1 protein-coding gene is annotated in these 283 nt (G+C 25.4%); it reads right to left on the bottom strand.

Annotated elements, in window-relative coordinates; all coding sequences use genetic code 11:
- Nucleotides 1–283 (bottom strand): rRNA adenine N(6)-methyltransferase family protein (locus C1E58_RS00565; RefSeq protein ID WP_238142203.1); only part of this gene is annotated, 283 nt, incomplete at both ends.

The following is a 283-nucleotide window of genomic DNA, read 5'->3' as shown; positions in this document are numbered from 1 at the left end:
CAAAAACAATTTTTCGAATTATATCTGTACTTATATTGTAGGGTATATTTCCATATATCTTATATGACTTATTTTTAGGAAACTTAAATTGTAAAATATCTTTATTGATAACCTGGAAGTTCTCATATTCAATAAGTTTGTTTTTAGTTATCCTACATAATTTAGGATCTATTTCAATGGCGGTTACATAATTACACCTTTTAGCTAATTCAAACGTGAAATGACCTTTCCCTGAACCAATCTCAATAATATTATCATTTGTATTTAAATGTACATTTCTCAA

This window comes from Streptococcus suis (assembly GCF_002964575.1).
Taxonomy (GTDB): Bacteria; Bacillota; Bacilli; order Lactobacillales; family Streptococcaceae; genus Streptococcus; species Streptococcus suis_R.
The sequence above is the reverse complement of the archived record's forward strand: the minus strand, read 5'-3'. Positions and strand labels throughout refer to the sequence as shown.